The following is a 21,290-nucleotide window of genomic DNA, read 5'->3' on the forward strand; positions in this document are numbered from 1 at the left end:
AAAACTGCATATCCCGGATTTAAGAAGCCATAAACACGTACCAAACAAGGGCCAGCGTCAGCACAATGCAGGCATTCTCTACCGTGCGTCCCCATTTGCTTCCGGTGCTCATGATCTTCAGCTTGATTCTCCATTTGAACGGAGGAAGCGGACGGATTCCGCGGTTGGTCAGCGCATCTGCGAGCAAATGAATCGAGTAGGATAAACCGCCGGCAAACCATAGGCTTTCCCCGCCGATCTTGCCCTGTGACGCAAAATACAGCAGGCCCGTCCATCCGGCTGCGGCGTAGACGGTATGGGTTAACCCCCGATGGGTCACCAAGGAGCCTGCAATCAGCACGCTGCCTGCGATCGTATTCCATGGGCTGAAGCCCTGCCCGAAGGAAATCAGTCCCAAGCCGATCAGGAACATGACGACATGGCGCAGCGTCCGGCTCGGCAGGTACGAAACAACCCCGATCAGCCCGGCCAGGGCGATATTCCAAGGCGCATACTCCTTGCCGTAGAATACGACGAATATGGCGGCGCCAATCATCGCCAGCTGAAGAATTCGCAGCAGCCCGGAAGGAATCGCCTTGCGCACCAGCAGGGAGTTGGGCTCGTCGATGTCGGGAAGCAGCGAGCTGACCAAAGCCACTGCCGCGGCAGGCAGCGTGACAGGCACTCCGCTCATGCCCATGACGGATAACGTGACCCCTGTGCTGATAATCAAATGAGCTCTGCCCATCATGATGACATTCTTCCTTTCTAAGCTCAATGCTGACTATGGAATCGATGGATCGCTTTCCGATCTCCACGTCCGATAGCCCAGGGTCATGAGAATATACGTTCGGTTCATTAGTATAGCAAAATCATCCTCTTTTTGTCTACCCCTTCCACTTTTGCAGGCTTAAAAATGGTTGTCCGATCCGCTCATATGGGATACAATTTGATCACTTGCCCATGGCTTACGCCCGGGGACGAAAGTACGGGAAGCTGCAATTTGAGTTTCGCATCATCGGAAAGGATGACTACCTAGTGAATCGCTCACGTATCGCCGACATCAGCCTGCTTCTGGTGGCCATGATGTGGGGCTCCACGTTCCTCATCGTTCAGTATGCGGTGCGCGTCCTCCCGCCTATGGCCTTTAATTCGGCCCGCTTTCTGGGAGCGGCCCTGCTCCTCGCATTGATCATCACCCTCTTTTACCGGAATCAGTGGAAGCTAATATCCGGCAGGATGCTGCTGCATGCTTGCCTGCTCGGTCTTTTTTTGTTTATCGGCTATGCCTTTCAAACGGCGGGCCTTCTGTACACGACCACGTCCAATGCAGGTTTCATTACCGGCTTGTCCGTCGTGCTGGTGCCTTTCATATCGTACGCGCTGTTAAAGCACTCCATCTCCAGATTCACTTGGATCAGCGCCTTGCTTGCTGCAGCGGGCCTGTACCTGCTCACCTTCGCCGGATCCGGCATGAGCCTGAACAAGGGCGATGTGCTCGTATTCGTTTGCGCCATCGGTTTTGCACTCCATATCGGTTATACGGGCGTTTATGCCGGCCGATATCCCTCCCTGCTGCTGGCAGCGCTCCAGATGGCCGTCGTTGGGGTATTCAGCCTGATAGCTTCCGCTTTAACCGAACATGTGGGCAATGCATCGGATCTGATGGAGAAGCTGACCGAGCCGAACGTGCTGTGGGCGCTCGCTGTATCCATCGGCCCTACCAGCGCATTCGCCTTCTGGATCCAAACCGTCTGTCAAAAATACACGACGCCGTCCAGGGTAGCCATCATCTATGCAACGGAGCCCGTATTCGCGGCACTGACGGGAATTCTGTTTGCCGGAGAACGGCTTACGCTTTTCGGCGGCATCGGTTGCCTGTGCATTTTGGCGGGAATGGTGATTGCGGAATTGAAGTCTGCGCCACAGAAGGTACAATAGAGTATAGACAGAGACAGAATCAAAAAGGAGAGATACCCATGACAACTTACAAATTGATGGCCATCGACATTGACGACACCCTGATCAATGACGATAAGGAAGTAACCCCCGGCGTCCAGCAGGCGCTTGAGCAAGCGGTCGCCCACGGCGTCGTCGTGACGCTGGCAACCGGACGTGCCTATGCGTCAGCCCAGGCGATTGCCCGTCAAACCGGACTCAACGTTCCCATCATCACCTACCAAGGTGCCTTGATCAAAAATCTGCTCGACGAAAAGGTTCTTTACGAACGCTTCGTTCCCGTCGACGCTGCCGTAAAGCTGTTTGAATACTGCGTGGAGCACAATCTGCATCTGCAAACCTACATCGATGACAAGCTGTATGCCCGCGAAGAGAATCAGAAGCTGATCGATTACTGCGCCCTGAACCGGACGCCTTATTATATCGAGCCTGATTTTATGACGATGGTTCGGAAACCGACACCGAAAATGCTCATTATTGACGATCCCGACTATCTCGATGAACTGATCCCTATATTCCGCGAGTTGCTTGGCGATGAAGTGCATATTACCAAATCCAAGCCGCATTTTCTGGAGTTCATGCATAAGGAAGGCACGAAGGGACATGCGCTGACCTTCCTGGCCGATCATTTTGGCTGCGACCTCAAGGAAACCATCGCTGTCGGCGACTCCTGGAACGACCACGAAATGCTGGAGGCAGCCGGACTTGGCGTCGCTATGGGCAATTCGATTGAGCCGCTTAAGGCGATTGCCGATTACGTTACGCTGGGGAATAACGAAGACGGCGTGAAGCATGTCATTGATAAATTCGTGCTCAACCAAGGCTAATACGAAAAATAACTAGCTGCGCAAACAAGCCTCCATGATATCCATGGGGGCTTGTTCCTGTCCATAAACCGGGCCAATGCCGTGCCCCAAACCGGTTCCTTGGGAAGCGTAAGGCGGCCGCGACCTGTCGATCATTCCCGATCCGGGTTAAATGTTAGAATCGGCTTCAGAAGAGCCGCATCGTCGAACTCCAGCAAGCCTACCTCCATGCACAGCTCCATCAGTTTATGAATGCCGTTGAATTGCTGCAGATTTCGTTGATGAATGACCGACAACGCTTCGCGGACCAATTTTTTGGCCTGCTCAATGCTCTGATGCTCCACGGCCTGAATAATCTCCTTGATGCTCTCCAGGTAATACACGGTTCGTCTTAGCGAGCGAATCAGCAAAATCTGCCGGACATGCGAGGGGCTGTACAGCCGATATCCATTCTCGGGGTTGCGCTCGGGAGTGATCAAGCCTTCCTTCTCCCAGTGACGAATGGCGGACGACTCCACGTTGGTCAATTCGGCCACTTCGCCGATTGTCATATGCGCCTTCAGCTTTTTATCCCTGATGCTGTCAAGCTCGGGATTCTCAAGCAGGGCAAGCGTTTCGTCCGCAATGGTCTTTTCCTGCTGCAGTTTGACCTGCTCCCCGTTCACGAGCCAGAGGGCTTCATCCATCTCCCTCTTCTGGATATGGCGAATCACATCATAGGTTACGGCATAACCGAACCCGGGGAACATGGCCCGCAGACACCGGAAGTAGGCGAGATGCATCTTCGTGTATAGACGGTACCCCTTCTCGTTCCGCTCAGGTGAGGGCACCACTCCCCAAGATTCGTAATGCCTTAAAGCACTCGTGCTGATATGCAGCTCTTTGGCGATGTCTTTCGGCTTGTAGTAATGCATGCCGTCCCCTCCCCGACCACGATTGAGAACCTACTTTACCAGAATCGCGGGCCATTGGCAAACCTTAAATTAAAACATTAAAGTGCTCTGATAAGGTTTGTGCAGCATCAACAAGGGTGCGGGTGAATTCGCCGCCCGGCAGCCTCCCACTTGCATCAATGTAGTATATTGGTTGGTGTAGAGGCAAGTTGAACGTATTCTTAACAGCGGGAGGCTGAATCATGATGAATATGCACATAACCGAGGAAGTTCCACAGCTTAAGGAATATATCGATCTCCGATTCGATGCAGGGCTGCCTGAAGTCGAGGAATCGATCGCAGAGACGGCTCTTAACCGCAGCCTGCTCTCCCTCCTTGTCCGGGACGGCAGTAACCGGCTGATCGGTATGGGGAGGGTGATTGGCGACGGCGCTTTGTATTTTCAACTGGTAGATGTTATGGCCGCGGCCTCCGCTCGGGATCAAGGGCTTGAAGAAACGATCGTGTCCGAACTGCTCGGCCGTCTGAAAAAAATAGCGCCAAGCGGAGCCGAGGTCACCGTCATCACGGACGTTCCCGGAATCAAGCTGTATCAACACGCCGGCTTCAAGCTGCTGTACCCTGAACGATACGGCATGGCCGGATTTGTGTGAGGGATTTCCTGCCAGCGACTTAAAGCGGCAATCTTGCCGCATGTTCACGTTATAGGCTCCGCACGGGAGCCGCCGAGCCGCACACATGGCCGGACTACTCCATATTTTCATTATTCAATTTCACGGTCATCCCCGCCACCGCCACACGGACTCCCTCCGGCAGAGGCAGCTCTTTCCGAACGTCGACGTCATGCGACATATGGGTATACACCGTTTGGCGAGGCTTTACCTCGGCGAGCAGCTCTGCCGCTTCCTTCATATCATAGACGGAACGGGTCTCGAACTGGGCGGTTTCATGAACAAAGCTGGTTCCCAGCACCAGGAGATCCACGCCTTTCAGCGGCTTCTTTTCCTCCAGGCTGAGATGAATCGAATCCGAATTGTATACCCATGTGTACCCGTCCTTCTGGAACCGGTAGGCGTAGGAGTACCCGTTCTTGCCATGGTTTACTTTCCAGCACGAAATCTCCCAGCCAGCTAATGTAAATCCATCATCGACTGGCGTCATCTCCATCTGCCGCGGAAGCCACGGATACTGCCGGACAATCTGGTCCAGCACCTCGGCTGGTGCGTATAGCCGGCCTTTTTCCCTCTGCCATCTGCAGGCATCGCTCCATTCCGGAAGGCCTCCGATATGATCAAAGTGGGCGTGCGTAATCAGCATATCGCTCATTTTTCGAATCCCGAGCCCCTCCATCATGCCGCGCCAATCCGGACCGCAGTCGATCATGAAGGACGTTTCGCCGCACTCCACCATCGCCGAGGAGCGCAATCGCCGGTTCACGCCCGTACTCCTCGCTTCCGTGCATACCTCGCAATCGCAATATACCCGCGGGACGCCCATCGCATCCCCGGTTCCCAGAAAAGTTAATGTATCTCCGCTCACACGTATCCCCCATTTTTATGTATTGGATCCCTTCACGGTTAAGCAAACCTTATTCCTTTATTGTATTAGCGCACGAAGAAAAAAACAAAGACCGCCGGGCTCATCCCGAACGGTCTTTCGTCATTTATGTCATACGATCGATATGGCTATGATAGCAATTCATTAAGCAAACGAGGGCTTATTATCGTCAACAGCTCCGCTGATGACCTTGACGTACTTCTTATCCACACCTTCCACGGAAGGACCGACATATACACTGCTCTTGCTTGAGCGTCTGACCGAGCGCTTCCGGGATTTCAGCGTACTCATCATCGGTACGGGCCCCCGAACCACCCAGCTGCTGCCATTGGCGGACCCCTGCGGATGACCTGACGTTCTCTTCTTCTCATTCCTGCTCACGACGAATCCCCTCCAACTAAATGCCTGATGGTACGAAGCAGCTCACGATTCTGTTCCACAACCTCCGCGAGATCTTCATCCGTAAGAATCTCATGTCCCGTAAAATGCACGGACAATACATGATTTACACCTAAAGGATAGCAGAACACATACACCTGCGCAACTTCCTCTTCGTGATAAAATGCCCATTTTCCACTATTATAGACATCAATCACGTAAATCGACTGGTTGCTTGGCGAATGATCCTTTTTCCCATCGAACGGGAAATACCGTCCTTTACCTACATTACCCCCAATTTGGGCAATGCCTTCATCTCTTCGTCCCCAAAAGGCTGCGCCGGTCACCCGGAAATCCCCTGCAGCCGGCGGGAGCAAGGAGTTTCGGACGGCTTCACTCAGTGCATGATATTTTTCCGCTTCATCGCTCACATGCACGTTTCGGTTATATTCCCAGAAAAAATGCAGCACGCTTTGCTTGCGTCTCAGCTCCGCATCCTTCTGTTCAATCAATGTGCTCGGGTTGTTATAGAATCCTTCGGTTTCGATCGCGCTCAGAATATGTCCGCAGGCGACATCGACGGCAGATTTGTAATCATCGTCGCTTCGAAGCTCGTATTCGAGCAGCGTAATGCCCTGCAGGTCGGAGAGTAGGTGATAATCCTTAACGATCACGTCTTGAACGGAACTGCTGTCTGCCTCTACCTGATCCGGAATGATGCAGTATACCCTTCGCCGCCCGAGCCTTCCCCAGTACAGCCCCATCTCAAACAACGTGTTGTCGCGGGTAACAAATACATGTTTGCCTCGAATGAGCGCCACATCATCCGGAGAAAAGACGAACACACCAAAATCACTGGACGCCAGCTGCTTCTCCAAAGCTTCCATCGTATACATATTCGCTCCGAACGTACCTCCGTACCAAGGCGTCACTTGGGCGGAGCGTTTGATCTGTTCGTGGATCGCCCTTGCATACTTGATGGCCTCTCTGGAAGAACCTATGAATAAATTCGGCTTCGGTATGGTCATAGGCACATCCTATTCTCCCTTTGTTATACATTTTAGTCTTATTCGACCATTATAACAAAGTTGCCTATTTTTGGGTGAAAATTATGGCAGGCGCATGTTGGTATAGTATATGCTACGGTTTCAAAACAGACCCCATAAATAACCATGCACCCGTGTCCCGATCTTCAATGGCAAAGAAAAAAGGGCGGTTGATATTCATGGCGATCGGCTCTGTAGGCTCGGCGCTTTCCGTTATTCCCACCGCTGTCACAGCTGCGGCCTTTGTCCCTTTTTCGCTGACATCGACAATCGTCTGGTGTGTGACATGATCGATCCAAAATCCATCTCCTTGTTCGGCCATTTTGCTAAAATCAGCCTCGGCGGCGTCGAATGCCTTGACCATGCCAAGGCTCTTAAGGGCATCCGGAAGCTCGAAGCTCTGCTCCGCCTTAAACTTGGGCAGACTGAGCTGAACCGTTTCGAACGAGTAATCGCCTTTCCAGACGGACGCATCCTTCCACAGCTGCCGATGCAGCTTATCGATCGTGGAGGATTCCTTCGGCAGGATGACCAGCATGTGCATGCGGCCATCTCCATATGGAATGCGGATGGCCTGCCAGGACTCTCCTTCTTTATAGCTGTATCTATCTTCCCTCTTCATCATCGGGACTTGTTGAGTGGTGCCGTCAGATAGCGTAAATTCTTCATCCACGGTATTTGCCGGATCAAATTCATCCGTCCACCCGCCGTTGAAATATATGGCATTGATCAGGACCGCAACGCCCCCTGGCGGCTCATGATATATCTTAGGGATCATGCCGCTGGTTTTGTCTTTCACCCATTGGTTAATTTCATGCATCGCGTCCTCCTGCTGAAGGTCCGTCTCCCTGACCTCCGCGCCGTAACTGTCCTTTACGGCCTCCGCATAAGTCTCCTTTAGCTTAAGACCTGGCCGGTGCCAAACGGAATTGGCCACGTTCAGCACAACGCCGCCTCCGTTCTCCAGCAAGGAGCGCAGCTGGCGGTTGCCTTCATTGATGCCTGCATCATTCATGCCCCTCCAGCCCAGCATATCGGCCATCTCGGCAGCCGTATCGCCCGCAGTCCCGTTATAAGCCAGTGCCAAGGCCTGCGTGATGCTGTATGGAGAAATAATCAGGTTATCGCTCGTGTACTCAGGGTTATCCGATAACGCCTGGTGCAACCGTAAACCAAAATCATTCTGCGCTTTCACCATGCCGGCATCCACCTTGCCTAATACCTCTTTGCGTTCCTTCGCCGACAATTCCTTCACATTGGTCTGCTTATGCGCCATGCCCTGCGGTTCCCCTGGCTGGATCCCGCTGTCCTGAGCGCAGGCGGTAAGCCCAACAAGCAAGCATAGGCCTGTGAGTATCTTTTTTTTCCACATCACCTTGTCCCCCTTCAATGCCAGATTTTTCATCTATCTGCTATTGACGGAATCGACACTCCTAATGTTTCATATAAAGGATCATTTATCCAAATTTAGTTGGCAATCCACTTCATCACCGCTACAATGAATAGATAGTTCCAGCAACATACCTAAAAAGACATGCAGAGCGAAAGGAATTTCTACATATGCAAAAAATTCGTCTTGAAGGCAGCAGAGTGACGCTGCGATCCAGGAAACCCGAGGATACCCCTGTTCTATATAATCTGATCTATGGCACGAAGAACCCGGAATGGAAAAAATACGACGCCCCTTATTTCCCGCTCAAGCAGATTTCCTACGAAATTTTTGAAACGCAGTGGAATGCCGACTTCGAAACCGATCAATTTCCGAGCGATCTGCTCATCGAAGTCGAGGGCACAACGATTGGCATCGTCACGTTCTATTGGGAGCATGAAGCCTCGCACTGGCTGGAAGCCGGCATCCTGATTTATGACCCGGGTCGTTGGAGCGGCGGGTACGGCACGGAAGCACTGTCGTTGTGGGTGGATTGCCTGTTCCAAAATCTCACCATCGCCCGTGTCGGCATTACGACCTGGTCCGGCAATCCGCGAATGATGCGCTGTGCGGAAAAGGTGGGCATGCAGCTCGAAGGCCGCATGCGAAAGTGCCGGTATTACGACGGCGTCTATTACGATTCCATTCGCATGGGCATTCTGCGAGAAGAATGGGAAGCGCGCAAAACAACCGTATAGAGCAAGATGGTACGGAATAATCTGTATGCGTGGCATATTTGCAAAATAGGAGGCATCATTCAGACGAATGCTAATGTTCTGTACGTACAAATAAGCAAGCCGTTCAGGATATCCTGAACGGCTTGCTTTATCTCTTTTTTGTCGCCGACGGGCCATGGATGATACGCAACTCAGCACGCGACGATCCCTCATGAACCTATCAATCGCTCCATATACCACCGAGCATCACAACCCTGCCAGCACCTGATACCAAACCCCTCGCTTCGAATACAGCGTCTCGCGCACCTGGTCCCATCCGCCCAGATACTCGATGTCGAACAGCCCCGGCGGGTTGGCAAACCGCTCCTTCGTCTGTTCAAACACCGATTCCTCGACGGGACGGAAGCCATGCTTCACGAAGATGTTCTGCGCCTCCGGCGTACGCAAGTACTCCACAAAAGCCGCCGATACATCCTCAGTGCCGTGCTTCTTCGCAAACCGCTCCACGACTGCGGCCGGATTCTCGATCAGCATCGTATGCTGCGGTACAACAATGTCATACTGGACGCCTTGGGCAATCCGGGCAAGCAGCTCGTTCTCATACGTAACGATCACATCCCCGACCCCATATTCAAAAGCCGCCATCGAAGCCCGCCCGCTTTTATCGAGCGACTCCACATTGCGGTGAACCGCTTCAAGGAAGGCTTTCGCTTCGGCAGGATCACGCTTTCCATTCTCTTCCGATTGTTTCAGACCGGCGCCGTAAATCGCGTTGATGTCCCACTGCGCCCCGCCCGAGGTCTTCGGATTCGGATACAGCACCTTGACGTCCGATCGGGTCAGATCGTCGAAATCCCGTATCCCTTTCGGATTACCGGCGCGGGTACCGAGAACGACAATCGAGCGTGTCACCATGCCGTTATACGGCTGGGATTTCCACTCCTTGTCGACGAGCCCTGCCCTGACGAGTTTATCGACATCCCCTTCCATGGCAAGCAGCGTGACGTCAGCCTCAAATCCGCCCGTAATGGCGCGCGCCTGTGTTCCGGAGGCCTCGTAGGATTCCTGAAAACGAATGGTTTCTCCCGTCTGTGCCTTCCACTCGGCTTGAAAAGCGGGGATAATCTCGGACAAGGCATCCCTGGCTACGCTGTACGCGCCCAGCACGATCGTTCGCTCGCCCGGCTGCGATATCGCATCTTCATTGACAGGCTGATCATCGGCACATCCTGCGATAAGCAAACTGAAGAGAAGCGCCATGCCCACTTGCAGGAATGAGATTCGTTTCATATTCAAGATCCGCATGAATCCACTTCCCTTCGTTATTTAGAATCATCAGATCATAATCGGCATCGGATCGACCTTCAGGCGATTTTCCTCGATCCAGCTGTGCTCGTCGTTAAAGAGATATGCCCGATGAACGAGGACGCGGACCTCTTGGCCCGGCTGCAGCGTTTCCTTCTCCAGCGACCGGTAGGTGATCAGTTTATGTCCCTTGACCTCCACCTCCACGAGCCACTCGCTGCCGCGGAAATGCAGATGGCGGACGATCCCCGTCTCCGTGGCGGACAGCACGCTGAAATCATGCTCGCTTCCAATCTCGATATATTCCGGGCGAATTAATGCGCGCGTCGCATTCTTGTTAGCCGCTGCCTCAAATCCCTTCAGCTCGGCAGCGCTTGAAATCACGGTGGACTCGCCTATGAAGGAAGCGACAAACGGCGTCTTCGGCTCCTTGTAAATATCCCACGGCGTTCCCTTCTGCTCGACGCGCCCCTGATTAATGATCATGATTTCGTCCGCGACTTCAATCGCCTCATCCTGGTCATGCGTAACAAAAATCGACGTGATGCCGACCCGCTCGATCAGCTCGCGAAGCCAGGAGCGCAGCTCTTGGCGGATCTTCGCATCGATGGCGGCGAACGGTTCATCCAATAAGAGCAGCTGCGGCTCGGGCGCAAGCGCTCTGGCAAAGGCTACGCGCTGGCGCTGTCCGCCCGATAACTGGTGCGGGTAACGGCTCTCGAAGCCTTTCAAGCCCGTCAGTTCCACCAGCTCCATCACCCGGTCTTTGATTTTGGCCTTGGCGGCCTTCTTCACCTTCAAGCCGAAAGCGATGTTGTCAAACACGGTCATATGCTTAAACAAGGCATAGTTCTGGAACACAAAGCCGATGCCGCGCTCCTGCGGCGGCAAGTCATTGACCACTTGGCCATGAAAGGAGATTTGTCCGGAATCCGGATTCTCAAGCCCGGCCAGCATGCGCAGGATGGAGGTTTTACCGCCTCCGCTGGGCCCCAGAAGCCCGATCAGATGTCCCTTTTCAATCTCGAAGCTGACATTCTTGACGGCGTGAAACGTACCGAAATGCTTGTTCAGATCGCGAACTTCCACATGCATATCAATGCACATCCTTTCTTTTTTTGGCCCATTCCATCAGCAGCAAGAGACCTACGGAGAAGGCGGCCAGTACCAGCGCCACTCCATTCGCCGCAGCCACGTTGAAATTCTCCACGTCCTGATACACAAGCGTCGTCGCCGTCTGGGTTTTGTTCATGATGTTGCCGGACACCACCAGTACGGCGCCGAACTCGCCCAATGAACGGGCTACCGTGAGCACCAGGCCGTATACGACGGCCCACCGGATGGAAGGCCACGTTACTTTCACGAACGTGGTCCACCCGTAAGCCCCAAGCGTCGCGGCCGCCTGCTCCTGATCGTTTCCGATCTCCTGCAGGACGGGCATGACCTCGCGAACCATCAGCGGGAACGTGACGAAGAGCGTCGCAATCACCATGCCGGGGAACGCATACACCACCTTAAACCCGATCCCTTCAAAAAAACCGCCGATGATGCTGTCGGGTCCCAGCAGCAGCACAATCATCAAACCGCCGATGACCGGCGAAACAGCGTAAGGCAGGTCGACAATGCTGTTCAGAATGCCCTTGATCTTTCGGCTGAGCCAATTTGCCCGCACCAGATACAGCGCCATCATGATGCCAAACAACGCATTCAAAAAAGTAACGAATACCACAATCAGACCCGTCATCATCAGGGCATGCAGGGCTTCCGGCCTGAGCAGCCCCTCCGCAAACCCGTCCAGCCCCTTATCGAACGCACCGATCGCAATTCGGGACAGGGGAATGATCAGCAGGATGATAAATACGGCATACGTAAGTCCGATCCATAATCGTTTCAAGCTCGTCTCCCCCTCTGCTGCACGGCATTGATCACCCAGAGGATCATGAAGGAGAGCGTAAGAAGCAGAATCGATACGGCAGCCGCTCCGGCCGGATTATCGCTCTCCACCTCGCCAAAAATAAATACCGAAGCGATCAGCGTCCTGCCTGGAATGTTGCCGGCAACCAGGACGACGGCACCGAATTCAGCCAATGCCCTCGAGAAGGCCAGCATTCCTCCGCTGATAATTCCCGGCAGCATCGAGGGCAGGATAACTTTAAAAAAGGTTCTCGTTCTGGAAGCGCCCATCGTATATGCGGCCTCTTCCTCCAGCGGATCCAGCTCTTCCAGCAGCGGCTGAACCGCCCGGATTACAAACGGGAACGTGACAAACAGCATGGCGACCACGATCGCGGGCTGATGGAACACGATTTCAAAGCCGAGCTTCTCCGCCAGGCCTCCAAGCAAGCTCCCCGGCCCAAGCAGCAGCAAAATCATCAAGCCGCCAACGGCCGTCGGCAGCGCAAAAGGCAGATCCACCAGACTGTTCAGCAGCGTCCTTCCCGGAAATCGATACCGTATGAGCACCCAAGCAATCATCGTTCCGATAAGCACGTTGATGAAAGTAGAGATTAGGCCCAGTTTAATGGTAAGCAGCACGGCCTTCCAGGCGATCGGATCCATTACGCTTTCCGCAAAATGGCCCCATCCCGCAGAGAATGATTGCACATACACCCCAAAGATCGGCAGTACGATCAAGGCAAGAAAATAAAGCAGTACGGTGCTTCGAAAACCCCAAGTCCAACCTTTATGACGAATCCATGTTGTCATCTCGTATCCCTCCCGCCTCCGGATGGCATTCCGGTCGACTCCTCCACAAACCATCTTTATATTTCCTATTTGTATACTTGGTTTTACTTAACACATACTTTACCAAAAGCTGAATCCGATCGTCAATCCATCTTTTGCACTTTATCGGGTAAAATAAAAGAAATGGAAAAAGTTGAGGAGGTTATTGAGATGCTGTATACCGGTGAATTGGCTACGCAAGGACGCGATGAGATGAGGGATATTACAAGGGAGATCCACTCTTTCGTGAAACAAAGCGGAGTCCAGCAAGGAACGGTCCTGATTTATTGTCCGCATACGACGGCGGGAATCGCCATCAACGAAAACGCCGATCCCGATGTGAAACGGGACGTGCTGATGTCTTTGGATGAGGTCTATCCATGGAATCATCCCAAGTATCGCCATGCGGAGGGCAACACGGCCTCCCATCTTAAATCGATCACCTGCGGCCCTTCGCAGACCGTGATCATTCAGAACGGGCACCTGCTTCTTGGACGTTGGCAGGGGATTTACTTCTGCGAATTCGACGGACCGAGGCAGCGCCAATATCATGTGAAGATCATGGAAGGATAAAACCGGCAACGGATGCCGACAGTCAAGCGAATGAAATGAAAGCACAAAAAGCAGACAGGTGCATGCAAGGGAGCGCGGACCTGTCTGTTTTATGGTTCATTAGGTGATTGACGTTTCAACGCTAGGCCGTTGTAACGGATTGAAGTGCCAAGCTGCACGTCTTGGCAGCATGTAAACATCAGACCCTGCTGTACAGACTCCGGCATAACACTTTGATATGGGTAAGAGCGGCTGGTTTAATCTCATCAAAACCGATTCTGTCCTGAATATAATACGATATAAATCCATGCAGCGACAAAAACAAAGTCAGCGGAACGGTTCGCCGTTCTTCCTCGCTGTAATTCTCCTCCAGCAAATACTGACGGACCAGCATAGCAAACATTTCAAAACAGCGTCCCTGCTCAGAGCGACAGTAGGACAGCAGCTCTTCGTCCCGAATCATGAACATGATTTCGTACTGGTAAGGATTATCCAGACCGAAACGAACGAATTCCAGCATCAGCTGCTCCAGCTTCGATACCCCGTCACAGGGAGGCTTTACCGAGACCTCCAACAGCAAATCATTTAGATCATTAAAGTCCTTCATGACAATGGCGTAGAATAACTCCGCCTTTTCCTTAAAGTGATAATACAAGGAGCCGTGGCTATAACCCAAATGCTGCCCGATGCTTCGCATCGAAATGGCCCTGTATCCTTTGGTTATGAACAAATGCCTGGCTGCTTCCAGTATCCGCTCTCTCGACAACTCGCGTTCGACTGCTCTTCTTGCCATATTATTTTATTCCCCTTCAATAAAATAAAGCCGCTCTCCCTCCGTGATCAAGGACTGCCCCTGTGTCAAATCCACCATCCAAGTCATAAAGCTCTCCGCATCACCATCGAGCGGCAAGCAGGTCAAAGTCACCGTGTCGGCAAAGTTTGTCTCTCCCATGCGTACGTTCCGGTTACGAAGCTCGTTCTCCACCTTACCCAGCCAGGTATAATCCAGCTCCACGAAAATCTCCCGGTGAAGAACCCTTGTAATCGGTTCGCCTGACTCGATCGCAGCCACGGCTCCGTCGGTGTACGCCCGGATTAATCCGCCCGCACCCAGCATAATGCCGCCAAAATAACGCGTGACCACGATAGCTACATTCTTCCGCCCCTGATTGCGGATCACCTCGAGAATCGGCTTGCCGGCCGTTCCGCTCGGTTCCCCGTCATCCGATTGCTTCTGAATCTCATCCCGCTCGCCAATCATGTAAGCGGAACAATTGTGCGTAGCATTCCAATGTTTTTTCTTGATCTCTTCAATAAAAGCGACGGCTTCCTCTTCGGTCTCTACCGGCATCACATGCCCGATGAAACGCGATTTCTTGATGACGATCTCCTTGGAGCCCGCCTGACGCACCGTTTTGTAACGATCCAGCATGAAACAACAACCACCTCTATATTGCCAAGAAAGCAGTCCACGGCAATGATATGCCAGCGGACTGCTTCCTTCAGCGTCTTACGTCTAATCCAATGAAAGTGTCGGGTTATTCGGAAAGTCTAGCTTCCAATTCGGCCTTCTCTTTCTCGTACCCAGGTTTGCCGAGCAGAGCGAACATATTTTTCTTGTACGCCTCTACGCCCGGTTGGTCAAACGGGTTGACACCCAACAGATAGCCGCTGATACCGCAGGCCTTTTCGAAAAAGTATACCAGATATCCGAACGAATAGGGAGTGAAATCTGGAATTGTCACAATCAAATTCGGAACTTGTCCGTCTGTATGGGCCAGCATCGTGCCTTGGAACGCCTTTTTGTTGACAAAATCCAATGTTTTCCCGGTCAGGAAGTTCAATCCGTCCAGATCGTCCGGATCCGATTCGATCGTAATATGCTCGGATACGTTCGCCACCTGAATGACCGTTTCGAAGATGTTGCGGCTGCCTTCCTGGATAAATTGACCCATGGAGTGCAGATCGGTAGAGAAATCGACGGAAGCCGGGTAGATCCCCTTGTAATCCTTCCCTTCGCTCTCGCCGTACAGCTGCTTCCACCATTCCGATACAAAATGCAGGGAAGGCTCGTAGTTCACCAGGATCTCGATGCCTTTGCCTTTACGGTAAAGCGCGTTACGAACCGCTGCGTATTGGTAAGCTTCGTTCTCGGCAACGTTCGGGCTGCTGTACTCCTTGGAGGCGTCAGCCGCGCCCTGCATCATCTCTTCGATGTTGATGCCTGCCGTCGCGATCGGAAGCAGACCTACTGCGGTCAGCACGGAATAACGTCCGCCCACGTCGTCAGGAATGATAAAGGACTCGTAGCCTTCCTCGGTTGCCAGCTTCTTGAGGGCGCCCTTCGCTTGATCCGTCGTCGCGTAAATGCGTTTGCGCGCTTCTTCCTTGCCGTATTTCTTCTCCAGCTCCGCACGGAAAATACGGAAAGCGATAGCCGGCTCCGTCGTTGTGCCGGATTTGGAGATAACGTTGACGGAGAAGTCTTTGCCTTCGATCAATTGAAGCAGATGCGAAACATACGTGGAGCTGATGTTGTTGCCCGCAAAGTAGATTTCCGGCGTCTTGCGCTGGTCCTTCGACAGCTCGTTATAGAACGAATGCGACAGCATTTCGATGGCTGCGCGCGCGCCCAGGTAGGAGCCTCCGATTCCGATTACGATCAGAACGTCCGAGTCGCTTTGGATTTTGGCGGCCGCTTTCTGGATGCGGGAGAATTCCTCTTTATCGTACTGAGTCGGCAGGTCGATCCAGCCCAAATAATCGGAGCCGGCTCCCGTACCGTTATGTAACTGTTCATGAGCTGTGCGGATCGGCTCAGCGAAATAATCAACTTCGTGCTGATTGACAAAGGTCAGTGCTTTACTGTAATCAAACTTGATTTTTTTAGACATGCCTTAAACCTCCTGTGAATTTAGAAATAGGATACTTTAATTTAATAAAGACCGCAAGTTTCACGGGCCAACTGTCATCTATTCTTCATGCGCGGGACTCCCTCCCGCTTCCATTCCCTGCAAAGACTGGCTTCGTTTCGGGAACCCGTGCTAAGATAGAGTGGATCAGGAATCCATAATCGAAGGTGATATAGACTATGAAAAAAATCGGGTTTATCGGACTGGGCACCATGGGCGCTCCCATGGCCTCCAATCTGCTGAAGCAGGATTACGATGTGACGGTATATAACCGCACACACGAGAAATGCCGTCCGCTCGCCGAACAGGGAGCCTCCATCGCGGAGACGCCTCGGGAAGCGGCCGAAGGGCAAGATCTTGTCATTACGATGGTAAGCAACGACCAATCCATCCGGGATGTATTCTACGGAGAGAACGGCCTGCTTGGCTCCCTGACGAGCGGGATGACCGTCATTGACTGCAGCACGATCTCCGAAAGCCTGGTTAAGGAAATTGCCTCCGCCGTTTCCGGCCTCGGCGCTTCCTTCCTGGATGCACCGGTAACCGGCAGCAAGCCTGCAGCGATTGATGGCACCTTGGTCTTCATGGTTGGCGGTGATGCCGCCGTCATCGAAGCGCAAGCCGACGTTTTTGACACCCTGGGCAAAAAGGTCATTCACATGGGGCCTAACGGAAGCGGCGCCGTGGCCAAGCTCGCGCACAATACGATTGTGGGCATTAACAACCTGGCACTGGCCGAAGGCTTCGCGATCGCCGCGAAATCAGGCATACCGGCAGACAACTTCCTGGAGCTCGTACAGCTGGGATCGGCCGGCAGCAAAGCGGCGGAGCTGAAGGGACGCAAGATCATCGAAGGCGATTTCAGCAACCAGTTCTCGCTGGCGCTCATGCTCAAAGACCTGAAGCTGGCCTCTTCGCTCACCGATGGCATCGGGATGCCGTCGCCCATGCTGAACCTGGCCAAGAGCCTGTTTCAAGCCGGTGCCAGCGAAGGCTATGGCGACGAGGATCTCTCCGCCGTCGTGAAGTGCTATGAGGCTTGGATCGGCCAGAAGATCGGCGGCCAGCAGCCATAATACCAGACAAGCCATGCATCTATAACGGCTCCTTCTTTTTAGTTTTCGGTTCATCCGGACTAGGAGGAAGGAGCTATTTTTTCGGCCATTCCATCATTTCCCTCTCGGCAAGAAACTTTTTGCGTTTCACTTCCGTCTACTATGCAAAGGGAGGAATTACAACATGAAATGGACCAAACGATTAAGAGCAATGGCAGCCGCTGTCGTACTAACCGCTGTTCTGGCCCCTGCAATAGCCGTTTCGCCAGCTTCTGCAGCAGTTAAACCATCCGCTACCATTAACAACGTAACCGCAAGCGGCGACGTGCTGATCAGGCAGGGCACCACCTTTGTTACCCTTACCGATCTCAAGCCTCTGGGGAACTACGTCATGAAGTACGACAACCAGAAGAAACAGGTGACCATTCAAGGCGATAACCGAACGGTGATTCTCGCGGCCGGAAGCACCAGCATGGAAGTGAACGGCGTTAAGAAGGCGCTCCCTGCAGCCCCGCTGCTGCATAACGGCAAGACCTTGATTCCCCTAAGGGCCGTTGCCCAAGCCTTCGATGCCAGCGTCTATTGGAACGGCTCTTTAAAAACAGCTTTTATCAATAAGGCAGATCCCGATATCATCGCAGACTTAAAGAGCTCCGATCTGGCCACCGCCAGGAACGCTGTAGCCAAGCTTCCTTATTCATCCGAATTGAAGAAACCTGAGCTGGACATGCTGCCCGTGGAAATGCAGGGCGTGGACTATTATTTTCCCAAAGGCCAATCCCAACGCTTTTTCCTGGTAGATAACGATATCGCCAGCTATTACGAAATCCGAGGCGGCGTCAAATATTTGAAATGGCAGGGCAAGCTGGATTATTCCGCCAAGGCACCGGCAAACCAAAAGCTGTTCTTCCTGCCTGCGTTGAAAGCGGAGATCGGCAAACAGCCGGATACCGGCAATTGGACCCTTGCCAAATTCGTATTCCGCTACCCTTCCGGCGTCACCAGCTACCGCCTGCTCGATCGCGGCCAAGAATGGGGCGAAGGATACGTAGAGCTTGACAACCGGGCTCCCGGATATAAAGGCGAGATCGTGACGATCCCCGAGGAATAAGTCCATTATATCAACCGCCGTTTACGGCCTGCGTTGACATCCGGCATTGACAGTAAAGGCTCAGAGCCATCGGCTTTGAGCCTTTTTGGCATATTCACGGATATGAATGCTTTAGGCGCCGCTTGTCCTGCTACATCGTCGGATAAGAGCAGCAATAATCCGTCACGGTGCGGATTTCCAGCTTGAAGCTTGAATTGCCCGGCACGTTAAAGGTCGCGGGCTCTTGAATCTCCAACCACTCTTGCTCCCCGGGCAGCAGAACACGCAAATCGCCGGACAGGATTTCCATAATTTCAGGGCCGTCCGTGCCGAATTCATAGCTTCCCGGCAGCATGATGCCGAGCGTGACCTTCTCCCCATTCTCCAGCAGCACCGTGCGGCTGGTTACCTTCCCCTCATAGTACACATTGGCAGCTTTCGTGACGGTCGCATTCTTGAATTGAGACATCGACAACTCTCCTCCTCCAAAATATGTATGGCTTGATATATGGACGGCACCCGCATGATGCGGGTGCCGGAAAATCAATATGGAGTTAAATCAGGGTGTTGTTACAGCAAGCCTTTTACGCGGCTAACCACGTTCTCAACGGTAAATCCGTACTCGGCAATGACGCGGTCGCCAGGAGCGGAAGCGCCAAACGTGTTGATGCCGAGAATGTCGCCTTTGTCGCCCACGTAACGCTCCCATCCGAACGGATGAGCCATTTCAATGGCAAGACGGGCTTTAACGTCAGGAAGCAGCACGGAATCTTTGTAAGCCTGATCCTGGCTGTCGAACAGATCCCAGCTTGGCATGCTGATGACGCGTACGGCAATGCCTTCTTCGGCCAATGCCGCTTGTGCTTTAACGGCAAGCTGAACCTCGGAACCCGTTGCAATGATTTGAGCCTGCACGTTTCCATCTTTCGCGTCGGAAACAACATAAGCTCCGCGTTTGATGCCTTCACGCGCATGGTCCGCCGTGCCTGCGAGGATCGGCAGATTTTGACGAGTCAGCACCAAGGCTACCGGACGATCCGTGTTCTCAACCGCATAAGCCCATGCAGCGGAAGTCTCATTGGCATCTGCCGGACGGATAACGGTCACGCCTGGAATGATGCGCAGGGAAGCCAATTGCTCGATCGGCTCATGCGTAGGGCCGTCTTCGCCGACAGCGATGCTGTCATGTGTAAGCACATACGTAACCGGCAGCTTCATGATCGCAGCCAGACGAATGGCCGGACGCAGATAATCGGTAAATACGAAGAACGTACCGCCGAAAATTTTCAATCCGCCATGGAGAGCGATACCGTTCATCGCGCCAGCCATCGCAAATTCGCGAACGCCATAATACACGTTGCGGCCTTCATAGCTCTCCGCGGTGAAAGATGCCAGGTCGTTCAAGTGAGTCATGGTGGAGCTTTCCAGGTCAGCCGATCCGCCAAGCAGCTGCGGTACGCCTGCCGTCAAACCGTTCAGCGCTTTACCGGAAGCCACGCGAGTGGAAACCGCTTTGTCGTCCGCGCTGTATTTCGGAAGGTCTTTGTCCCATCCTTCAGCCAATTCGCCGGATTCGCCGCGCTCGAATTGCGCAGCCAGCTCTGGGTAAGCCTCTTTGTATTTCGCGAACTGATCCACCCACGCTTGATATGCAGCAATGCCGCGTTCTTTCACTTTGCCGAAATGCTCGCGCACTTCCTCCGGCACATAGAAGTCCTCTTCATATACCCATTTATAGAATTCCTTGGTCAGCTTCGCTTCGTCGGCTCCGAGCGGAGAACCGTGCGTACCGCCATGGCCGCCTTTACCTTGTTTGTTCGGGCTGCCGTAACCGATGACCGTTTTCACTTCGATCAGCGTCGGGCGGTTCGAATCGCCTTTCGCTTCCTCGATCGCTTTCTCGATCGCAGGCAGATCGTTGCCGTCTTCTACGCGCAGCACTTGCCAGCCATATGCTTCAAAACGCTTCGCCACGTTCTCGGAGAAGGCCAGGTTCAGCTCGCCGTCAAGGGAGATATCGTTGGAATCGTACAACATGATCAATTTGCCAAGCTTCAGGTGACCTGCCAGGGAAGCCGCCTCGGAAGCCACGCCCTCCATCATGTCGCCGTCGCCGCAAATCGCGTACGTATAGTGATCCACCACGTTGAAGCCGTCTTTATTGTAAGTCGCGCCCAAGTGAGCCTCGGCCATTGCCATACCTACAGCCATGGCCACGCCTTGTCCGAGCGGACCTGTCGTTGCATCAACGCCGGCCGTGTGGCCGAATTCCGGGTGCCCCGGGGTTTTGCTTCCCCATTGGCGGAACTGTTTCAGGTCCTCAATAGACAAGTCATAGCCGCTCAGGTGGAGCAGACTGTAGAGCAGCATGGAGCCATGTCCTGCAGACAAGACGAAACGGTCGCGGTTAATCCACGCCGGCTGGTCCGGGTTATGATTCATCGTCTTCGCGAACAGCTGGTAGCCCATAGGCGCGGATCCCATCGGCATGCCCGGATGACCGGAGTTGGCTTTTTCGATCGCGTCGATCGCCAATGTCCGGATCGTTGCGATGGACAGGTTGTCGATCGTTTGGTTATGTTCAGTTGTCATGATTCGTCCTCCTCAAATCTTTTCCATAGTAAGCTTCGAAAATGAAGGCTTCTTACGTCCCTCCAGCCCCGATTCGCTTGGTATCAGAGCAGTTAGGAATGTTGAGAATATCATTTTGACTCTTATTGTATCACCACACGTCTTTCATTTCCATAACGTAATTGTCAATGTTGTGTAAAAGTCGTCAGGGCTGCCGACATCCCTCTTGCATTATTTCCCTTATTAGTCCGGTTATAACCGGATTCGACATCCGTTAAACGATTTTGAGGACATCGGCGGCATGGAAAAAGTTACTGCATTTGGGCAAAGAAAAAGCTTCGGCCTAAGCTGCACATC

Annotated in this window: 22 protein-coding genes; 7 read left to right on the forward strand and 15 right to left on the reverse strand. The window is 53.1% G+C overall.

Features of this window, described 5'->3' with window-relative positions; all coding sequences use genetic code 11:
* Window positions 1-19: 19 nt before the first annotated feature.
* Window positions 20-730 (reverse strand): metal-dependent hydrolase, encoded by a 711-nt coding sequence (locus tag MHH82_RS26215; RefSeq protein WP_015737190.1) that lies wholly within the window; start codon window positions 728-730, stop codon window positions 20-22.
* A gap of 287 nt (window positions 731-1,017) precedes the next feature.
* Here MHH82_RS26215 and MHH82_RS26220 point away from each other — a divergent pair, with 287 nt between their 5' ends.
* On the forward strand, window positions 1,018-1,920 hold the full coding sequence (locus tag MHH82_RS26220; protein ID WP_015737191.1) for a DMT family transporter: 903 nt from the start codon (window positions 1,018-1,020) through the stop codon (window positions 1,918-1,920).
* 38 nt (window positions 1,921-1,958) lie between these two features.
* Window positions 1,959-2,765: a Cof-type HAD-IIB family hydrolase gene (locus MHH82_RS26225; protein WP_009589265.1), complete on the forward strand. Its 807-nt coding sequence runs from the start codon at window positions 1,959-1,961 to the stop codon at window positions 2,763-2,765.
* 131 nt (window positions 2,766-2,896) lie between these two features.
* Here MHH82_RS26225 and MHH82_RS26230 read toward each other — a convergent pair whose 3' ends face one another.
* Entirely contained in the window at window positions 2,897-3,658 is a 762-nt protein-coding gene (locus MHH82_RS26230) for a TioE family transcriptional regulator (protein WP_251498348.1), read from the reverse strand.
* Window positions 3,659-3,879: 221 nt separating this feature from the next.
* On the opposite strand from MHH82_RS26230, the gene MHH82_RS26235 reads away from it, so the two are divergent.
* Window positions 3,880-4,290 carry a GNAT family N-acetyltransferase gene (locus tag MHH82_RS26235; protein WP_340968563.1) on the forward strand — a complete coding sequence of 137 codons (411 nt, stop codon included), beginning with the start codon at window positions 3,880-3,882 and terminating at the stop codon, window positions 4,288-4,290.
* Window positions 4,291-4,384: 94 nt separating this feature from the next.
* Here the strand turns inward: MHH82_RS26235 and MHH82_RS26240 are convergent, their stop codons facing one another.
* The 4 genes from MHH82_RS26240 to MHH82_RS26255 form a co-directional block, all read right to left on the reverse strand.
* Window positions 4,385-5,134: an MBL fold metallo-hydrolase gene (locus MHH82_RS26240; protein ID WP_445661998.1), complete on the reverse strand. Its 750-nt coding sequence runs from the start codon at window positions 5,132-5,134 to the stop codon at window positions 4,385-4,387.
* 204 nt (window positions 5,135-5,338) lie between these two features.
* A complete protein-coding gene (locus tag MHH82_RS26245; protein WP_009589256.1) occupies window positions 5,339-5,575 on the reverse strand; it encodes a hypothetical protein in 237 nt (78 codons plus the stop codon).
* The gene (locus MHH82_RS26250; RefSeq protein WP_015737196.1) at window positions 5,572-6,600 is read right to left on the reverse strand and encodes a TIR domain-containing protein; all 1,029 of its coding nucleotides are present in this window, start codon (window positions 6,598-6,600) and stop codon (window positions 5,572-5,574) included. The genes MHH82_RS26245 and MHH82_RS26250 overlap by 4 nt, the downstream gene beginning before the upstream one ends.
* A 112-nt stretch (window positions 6,601-6,712) precedes the next feature.
* The gene (locus MHH82_RS26255) at window positions 6,713-7,990 is read right to left on the reverse strand and encodes a serpin family protein (protein ID WP_340968567.1); all 1,278 of its coding nucleotides are present in this window, start codon (window positions 7,988-7,990) and stop codon (window positions 6,713-6,715) included.
* Between the two features lie 188 nt (window positions 7,991-8,178).
* On the opposite strand from MHH82_RS26255, the gene MHH82_RS26260 reads away from it, so the two are divergent.
* Window positions 8,179-8,745 carry a GNAT family N-acetyltransferase gene (locus MHH82_RS26260; protein WP_340968569.1) on the forward strand — a complete coding sequence of 189 codons (567 nt, stop codon included), beginning with the start codon at window positions 8,179-8,181 and terminating at the stop codon, window positions 8,743-8,745.
* 225 nt (window positions 8,746-8,970) lie between these two features.
* Here MHH82_RS26260 and MHH82_RS26265 read toward each other — a convergent pair whose 3' ends face one another.
* Genes MHH82_RS26265 through cysT form a run of 4 tightly spaced genes read right to left on the reverse strand, consistent with a single transcriptional unit; the run spans window position 8,971 to window position 12,735 of the window.
* The gene (locus MHH82_RS26265) at window positions 8,971-10,029 is read right to left on the reverse strand and encodes a sulfate ABC transporter substrate-binding protein (protein ID WP_340968572.1); all 1,059 of its coding nucleotides are present in this window, start codon (window positions 10,027-10,029) and stop codon (window positions 8,971-8,973) included.
* A gap of 30 nt (window positions 10,030-10,059) precedes the next feature.
* Window positions 10,060-11,124: a sulfate/molybdate ABC transporter ATP-binding protein gene (locus MHH82_RS26270; RefSeq protein ID WP_015737200.1), complete on the reverse strand. Its 1,065-nt coding sequence runs from the start codon at window positions 11,122-11,124 to the stop codon at window positions 10,060-10,062.
* Between the two features lies 1 nt (window position 11,125).
* Complete coding sequence (locus tag MHH82_RS26275; protein ID WP_009589250.1) at window positions 11,126-11,923, reverse strand: sulfate ABC transporter permease subunit; 798 nt, start codon at window positions 11,921-11,923, stop codon at window positions 11,126-11,128.
* Complete coding sequence (gene cysT / locus MHH82_RS26280; RefSeq protein WP_036662786.1) at window positions 11,920-12,735, reverse strand: sulfate ABC transporter permease subunit CysT; 816 nt, start codon at window positions 12,733-12,735, stop codon at window positions 11,920-11,922. The genes MHH82_RS26275 and cysT overlap by 4 nt, the downstream gene beginning before the upstream one ends.
* A gap of 189 nt (window positions 12,736-12,924) precedes the next feature.
* On the opposite strand from cysT, the gene MHH82_RS26285 reads away from it, so the two are divergent.
* On the forward strand, window positions 12,925-13,326 hold the full coding sequence (locus MHH82_RS26285; RefSeq protein ID WP_015737203.1) for a secondary thiamine-phosphate synthase enzyme YjbQ: 402 nt from the start codon (window positions 12,925-12,927) through the stop codon (window positions 13,324-13,326).
* Between the two features lie 178 nt (window positions 13,327-13,504).
* Here the strand turns inward: MHH82_RS26285 and MHH82_RS26290 are convergent, their stop codons facing one another.
* The 3 genes from MHH82_RS26290 to MHH82_RS26300 all read right to left on the reverse strand — a co-directional run bounded on the left by MHH82_RS26290 (window position 13,505) and on the right by MHH82_RS26300 (window position 16,199).
* Window positions 13,505-14,098 (reverse strand): TetR/AcrR family transcriptional regulator, encoded by a 594-nt coding sequence (locus MHH82_RS26290; protein ID WP_015737204.1) that lies wholly within the window; start codon window positions 14,096-14,098, stop codon window positions 13,505-13,507.
* A 6-nt stretch (window positions 14,099-14,104) separates the two neighbouring features.
* A complete protein-coding gene (locus tag MHH82_RS26295) occupies window positions 14,105-14,737 on the reverse strand; it encodes a YigZ family protein (protein WP_009589243.1) in 633 nt (210 codons plus the stop codon).
* Window positions 14,738-14,843: 106 nt separating this feature from the next.
* Window positions 14,844-16,199 carry a glucose-6-phosphate isomerase gene (locus MHH82_RS26300; RefSeq protein WP_340968575.1) on the reverse strand — a complete coding sequence of 452 codons (1,356 nt, stop codon included), beginning with the start codon at window positions 16,197-16,199 and terminating at the stop codon, window positions 14,844-14,846.
* Between the two features lie 197 nt (window positions 16,200-16,396).
* Here MHH82_RS26300 and MHH82_RS26305 point away from each other — a divergent pair, with 197 nt between their 5' ends.
* Together MHH82_RS26305 and MHH82_RS26310 are read left to right on the forward strand one after the other, a co-directional pair.
* Window positions 16,397-17,293 (forward strand): NAD(P)-dependent oxidoreductase, encoded by an 897-nt coding sequence (locus MHH82_RS26305; protein WP_015737205.1) that lies wholly within the window; start codon window positions 16,397-16,399, stop codon window positions 17,291-17,293.
* A 163-nt stretch (window positions 17,294-17,456) separates the two neighbouring features.
* Window positions 17,457-18,383: a copper amine oxidase N-terminal domain-containing protein gene (locus MHH82_RS26310; protein ID WP_340968577.1), complete on the forward strand. Its 927-nt coding sequence runs from the start codon at window positions 17,457-17,459 to the stop codon at window positions 18,381-18,383.
* Window positions 18,384-18,513: 130 nt separating this feature from the next.
* Here MHH82_RS26310 and ppnP read toward each other — a convergent pair whose 3' ends face one another.
* Together ppnP and tkt are read right to left on the reverse strand one after the other, a co-directional pair.
* Window positions 18,514-18,831 carry a pyrimidine/purine nucleoside phosphorylase gene (ppnP, locus tag MHH82_RS26315; protein WP_015737208.1) on the reverse strand — a complete coding sequence of 106 codons (318 nt, stop codon included), beginning with the start codon at window positions 18,829-18,831 and terminating at the stop codon, window positions 18,514-18,516.
* 101 nt (window positions 18,832-18,932) lie between these two features.
* The gene (gene tkt, locus MHH82_RS26320; protein WP_090909014.1) at window positions 18,933-20,954 is read right to left on the reverse strand and encodes a transketolase; all 2,022 of its coding nucleotides are present in this window, start codon (window positions 20,952-20,954) and stop codon (window positions 18,933-18,935) included.
* Window positions 20,955-21,290: the final 336 nt, after the last annotated feature.

Source organism: Bacillus sp. FSL K6-6540 (assembly GCF_038007545.1).